The sequence below is a fragment of the uncultured Tepidimonas sp. genome (assembly GCF_938045175.1).
Taxonomy (GTDB): Bacteria; Pseudomonadota; Gammaproteobacteria; order Burkholderiales; family Burkholderiaceae_C; genus Tepidimonas.
Genome location: NZ_CALIND010000193.1, coordinates 1 through 4,907, shown reverse-complemented (window position 1 = coordinate 4,907; position 4,907 = coordinate 1). Strand labels below are relative to the sequence as shown.

General features: G+C 64.1%; 5 protein-coding genes. All 5 read left to right on the top strand.

Annotated features, from left to right (window positions below; genetic code table 11):
• Positions 1-1,504, top strand: a 1,504-nt coding sequence (narH, locus tag Q0716_RS10175; RefSeq protein ID WP_299022869.1) for a nitrate reductase subunit beta, incomplete at its 5' end; no start/stop codon positions are given.
• A 30-nt stretch (positions 1,505-1,534) separates the two neighbouring features.
• Complete coding sequence (gene narJ / locus Q0716_RS10170) at positions 1,535-2,215, top strand: nitrate reductase molybdenum cofactor assembly chaperone (protein ID WP_299022867.1); 681 nt, start codon at positions 1,535-1,537, stop codon at positions 2,213-2,215.
• Positions 2,216-2,237: 22 nt separating this feature from the next.
• The gene (narI, locus tag Q0716_RS10165; RefSeq protein WP_299022864.1) at positions 2,238-2,945 is read left to right on the top strand and encodes a respiratory nitrate reductase subunit gamma; all 708 of its coding nucleotides are present in this window, start codon (positions 2,238-2,240) and stop codon (positions 2,943-2,945) included.
• Positions 2,946-2,967: 22 nt separating this feature from the next.
• Positions 2,968-3,774: a peptidylprolyl isomerase gene (locus tag Q0716_RS10160; RefSeq protein ID WP_299022861.1), complete on the top strand. Its 807-nt coding sequence runs from the start codon at positions 2,968-2,970 to the stop codon at positions 3,772-3,774.
• 14 nt (positions 3,775-3,788) lie between these two features.
• A complete protein-coding gene (locus Q0716_RS10155; protein ID WP_299022858.1) occupies positions 3,789-4,871 on the top strand; it encodes a nitronate monooxygenase family protein in 1,083 nt (360 codons plus the stop codon).
• Positions 4,872-4,907: the final 36 nt, after the last annotated feature.

The window sequence follows — 4,907 nt, the reverse complement described above, 5'->3', positions numbered from 1 at the left end:
GCTCAACCTCGACAAATGCATCGGCTGCCACACCTGTTCGGTGACGTGCAAAAACGTCTGGACCAACCGCCCGGGGGTGGAATACGCCTGGTTCAACAACGTCGAAAACAAGCCGGGCATCGGCTACCCCAAGGAATGGGAAAACCAGGATCGCTGGAACGGCGGATGGAAACGTCGCCCGGATGGTTCCATCGTTCCTCGCCAGGGCGGCAAGTGGTCGTTGCTGATGAAGATCTTCAGCAATCCCAACCTGCCACAAATCGACGACTACTACGAGCCGTTTACCTTCGACTACGAGCATTTGCACCATGCTCCGTCGTCGAAGGCCGCGCCCACCGCGCGCCCGCGCAGCCTGATCACCGGCCAGCGCATGGACAAGATCGAGTGGGGGCCGAACTGGGAGGAGATTTTGGGGGGCGAGTTCGCCAAGCGCAGCAAGGATGCCAATCTGCGCGACTTCGATCAGGTACAGAAGGACATGCTTGGTCAGTTCGAAAATACCTTCCTGATGTACCTGCCGCGGTTGTGCGAGCACTGCCTCAACCCCGCCTGCGTGGCCTCCTGTCCCTCGGGCTCCATTTACAAGCGCGAAGAAGACGGCATCGTCTTGATCGACCAGGACAAGTGCCGCGGCTGGCGCATGTGTGTCTCGGGCTGCCCGTACAAGAAGATTTACTACAACTGGCAAAGCGGCAAGGCCGAAAAGTGCGTCTTTTGCTATCCGCGCATCGAGGCCGGCCAGCCCACCGTGTGTTCCGAAACCTGCGTCGGTCGTATCCGCTATCTGGGGGTCATGCTCTATGACGCCGACCGCATCGCCGAGGCCGCCAGCGTCGAGAACGAGCGCGATCTGTACCGGGCGCAGCTTGACATCTTTCTGGACCCGAACGACCCGAAGGTGATCGCGCAGGCGCGGGCCGATGGTGTGCCCGAGGCGTGGCTGGAGGCGGCGCGCCGCAGCCCGGTCTACAAGATGGCGATCGATTGGAAGGTCGCCCTGCCCCTGCACCCCGAGTACCGCACACTGCCGATGGTGTGGTACGTGCCGCCGCTGTCGCCGATCTCGGCGGCGGCCAACGCGGGCCACATCGGCACGCATGGTGAACTGCCCGATGTCGAGCAATTGCGCATCCCGGTGCAGTACCTGGCCAACCTTCTGACCGCTGGTGATACGCGACCAGTGGTACTGGCGCTGCGGCGTATGTTGGCCATGCGGGCCTATCAACGCGCCAAGCACGTCGAGGGTGTGGAAAACCGTCGCGTCCTGACCGAAGCCGACCTCACGGTTGCGCAGGTCGAAGAGATGTACCGCATCATGGCCATTGCCAATTACGAGGATCGTTTCGTCATTCCCAGCACACACCGCGAGTATGCCGAAGACGCATTCGACCTGCGCGGCAGCTGCGGCTTTTCGTTTGGCAACGGTTGCTCCGAAGGGCAGACCGAAGTCAGCCTGTTTGGTGGCCAGCGCAAGCGCACCATTCCCATCAAGGTCGAGGCTTGAGGCCTCGCGCGACCCCAGGAGGACCGATTCATGCGATCCCCCCGCCTAACCCATACCCTACGCGCACTGGCGTTTTTGCTGCGCTATCCGGATCAGGAAGTACGCGCGCTGGCTCCCCAGGCGTTGCAGGCGCTGGCGGCAGAGGGCGCGGTGCCGCCCGAGTCGCTGCAGCGGCTGCAGGCCCTGGTGGCCGACTGGCAGCGCCTCGACGGCTATCAGGTCGAGGCCGCGTATGTGGACACCTTCGACCGCGGGCGCAGCACCTCGCTGCACCTGTTCGAACACGTGCATGGTGACTCGCGCGATCGCGGCCCGGCGATGATCGATTTACTGCAGACCTACGAGGCTGCTGGGCTGAGTCTGCGCCAGGGCGAATTACCCGACTATCTACCGGTGTTGATGGAATTTGCCTCGACGCAACCGACCGAGGTGGCGCGCAGTCTGGTTGGCGAAGTGGCGCACATCGTCAATCGGATCGCCGGTGCCCTGCAACGGCGCCGCAGTCCCTATGCCGACGTGCTCATCGCGCTGCTGTTGGCATGTGGCCAGCGTGTCGAGCCGGTCGAGCCGGAGGAAGAGGAGCCAGCCGTGGATGCCAGCTGGGCCGAGCCACAGGCCTTCGGTGCTTGTCCCACGGCGGCGGCCTCGGGCAGCGAACGGCCCGTGCATTTCGTTCGGCAGCGCAGCGCAGCCCCTGCCCAAATCGACTGATCCCTGTTTCGTGGAGACCGCCATGAATGCACTCAATACCTTTTTCTTCAGTGTCTACCCGTATATCTGCCTGACGGTGTTTTTGCTCGGCAGCCTGTTGCGCTTCGATCGTGACCAGTACACCTGGAAGAGCGACTCGTCGCAACTGTTGCGTGCCGCGCAGCTGCGCTGGGGCAGCAATTTGTTCCACATCGGCATACTGTTTCTGTTTTTCGGGCATACGGTTGGCATGCTCACGCCCCACTTCGTCTATGAGCCCTTCATGAGCGCCGGCGCCAAGCAGGTGCTGGCCATGGTATCGGGCGGGGTGTTCGGGGTACTGGGCTTCGTCGGTGTGTCGCTGCTGTTGCATCGTCGGCTGACCGATCCGCGCATCCGTGCCACCTCACGCACCAGCGATATCATGCTACTGTGGTTGCTGTGGGCGCAGTTCGCACTCGGCTTGGCCACCATTCCCTTTTCGGCCCAGCATCTGGACGGCAGCGTGATGCTGGTGCTGGCAGAGTGGGCCCAGCGCATCGTGACCTTCCGCCCTGGTACTGCCGAGCTGATGGCCGACATCGGCTGGGTGTTCAAAGCCCACATGGTGTTGGGCATGACCATCTTTCTGATTTTTCCGTTCACCCGGCTGGTGCACGTTTGGAGCGGGTTTGCCTCTGTGGCCTATGTCTGGCGGCCGTATCAGATCGTGCGTAGCCGCCGGCTGAGCAGCACCGCAGCGGGGCGTTGAGATGAACCTGCCCCCATCATCCGTGAACGCCTCGACGCAGCGGTCGGCCGAGTCTGATGCGTCGATTCCAGCCGTCAATGGCGTTGCGCTCCTGCGCCCCGGCGAGAGCGTCGAGGACGACGCGCTGCGCGAGCGTGCCTGGGCCGAATTGTTGCGGCAACGCGCGGTGGCGCGTGGGCTGCTTGCACCCAACGCGTCACCTTGGGCCCCGACGCTGGGTGCGCCGGAGCATGCAGCCATCAAGCGCTTGCTGGAGCTCGATGTGGTGACGCCGGTGCCCACCGAGCAGGAGTGCCGACGTCACTATGAAGCGCACCGGGCCCGCTTCACACGCGGCCAGCGCTTGCATGTCAAACACATCCTGTTTGCGGTCACACCGCGGGTGGACGTGCATGCGCTGGCGCGACGCGCCGAGCAGGCGTTGTTGGAATTGTTGCGCCCCCAGACGCCGCCCGAGCGTTTCGAAACCATGGCCCGCGAGCTGTCGAATTGCCCCAGCGGCGCGCAAGGCGGCGACTTGGGGTGGTTGGAGCCGGGCGACTGTGCTCCCGAGCTTGCCAACGAGCTGTTCTACCAACAGGATTCGCAGCTCGGCCTGGGGATCCATCCGCGACTGATTCGCACCCGTTTCGGGCTGCACATCGTGAAGGTGGTTGGCCGACGCGCCGGGGTCACGCCGCCCTTTGAGGAGGTGCGTGAGCGCATCGAGCGTGACTTGAACTTGCGCGCGCGCACCGTCGCCCTACGCCACTATTTGATCCGTTTAGCGCAGGAGGCGGATGTCAGAGGCGTCGATCTCGGTGTCAAAGACGGCGGCTTGTTGCAGTGACAACGGAGTAGACCATGGACGGCGCGCGGGAAGTGCCAGACAACTCGAACGAGCAGACGGTGCGCGACGGCGTGCCGCCGCCAGCGCACCGCTGGTTGGCCGACAGCGGTTTGCGGCCGCTGCGTCTGGCCGGGCGTACCTTGTTGCCCGTCGTGCAAGGGGGGATGGGCGTCGGTATCTCGGCCGGCGGCTTGGCTGGCACGGTGGCGTCATGGGGGGCGGTGGGCACCATTTCATCGGTGGATTTGCGTCGCCTCCATCCGGACTTGATGGCGGCCACCGCGGCGCTGGACACCCGTGACCCCAACACGCGGGCGCGCATCGACCGCGCCAACCGACAGGCGCTTGATCGTGAAATCCGTCGGGCGCGTGCGCTCAGTCAGGGGTACGGCTTGATCGCCGTCAACATCATGCGCGCACTGTCGGCCTACGCGGATTATGTGGAACAGGCGCTGGACAGCGGTGCCGATGCCCTGGTCGTCGGGGCCGGTCTACTGCTCGATCTGCCCGAGTTGGCGCAGGATCATCCGCGGGTGGCGCTGATACCGATCCTCTCCGACGCACGCGGGGTGCAGGTGGTGGTGCGGCGTTGGATGAAGCGCGCGCGGCTGCCCGATGCCATCGTGCTGGAACACCCCCGGCTGGCCGGCGGACACTTGGGGGCAGCGAAGGTAGCGGATTTGAACGATCGGCGTTTCGACTTCGACGTCGTCGTGCCCGAAGTCCAGGCCTTTTTGGCCCGCGAGGGTATCGAGCGCGATATCCCCTTGATCGTAGCCGGCGGTATTTCGAGTCACGGCGACATCCAGCGCCTACAGGCGCTCGGAGCAGCGGCAGTGCAGCTCGGCACTGCGTTTGCGGTGACCGCTGAGTGCGACGCCGCCGAGGCGTTCAAGCGTGTGCTGGCAACGGCGCAGCCGCAAGATCTGGTCGAATTCACCAGCGTGGCCGGGTTGCCGGCGCGCGCGGTGCGTACCCCATGGTTGGATAAATGTCAGGTCCCGGACGATTGCATTGATCCGCGACGTCGTGCATTATTCATAGGTCGCGAGACGATGCGTGAGCTGATCGAGGAGCTACGGAGGCAAAAGTCATGATGGTTCGACTGCACAAGAACGCCACCACGACCCCTG

Excerpts from the sequence above, each read along its gene's own strand:
- narI (WP_299022864.1), top strand. The coding sequence starts at position 2,238 with ATGAATGCACTCAATACCTTTTTCTTCAGTGTCTACCCGTATATCTGC.
- narJ (WP_299022867.1), top strand. The coding sequence starts at position 1,535 with ATGCGATCCCCCCGCCTAACCCATACCCTACGCGCACTGGCGTTTTTG.
- Q0716_RS10155 (WP_299022858.1), top strand. The coding sequence starts at position 3,789 with ATGGACGGCGCGCGGGAAGTGCCAGACAACTCGAACGAGCAGACGGTG.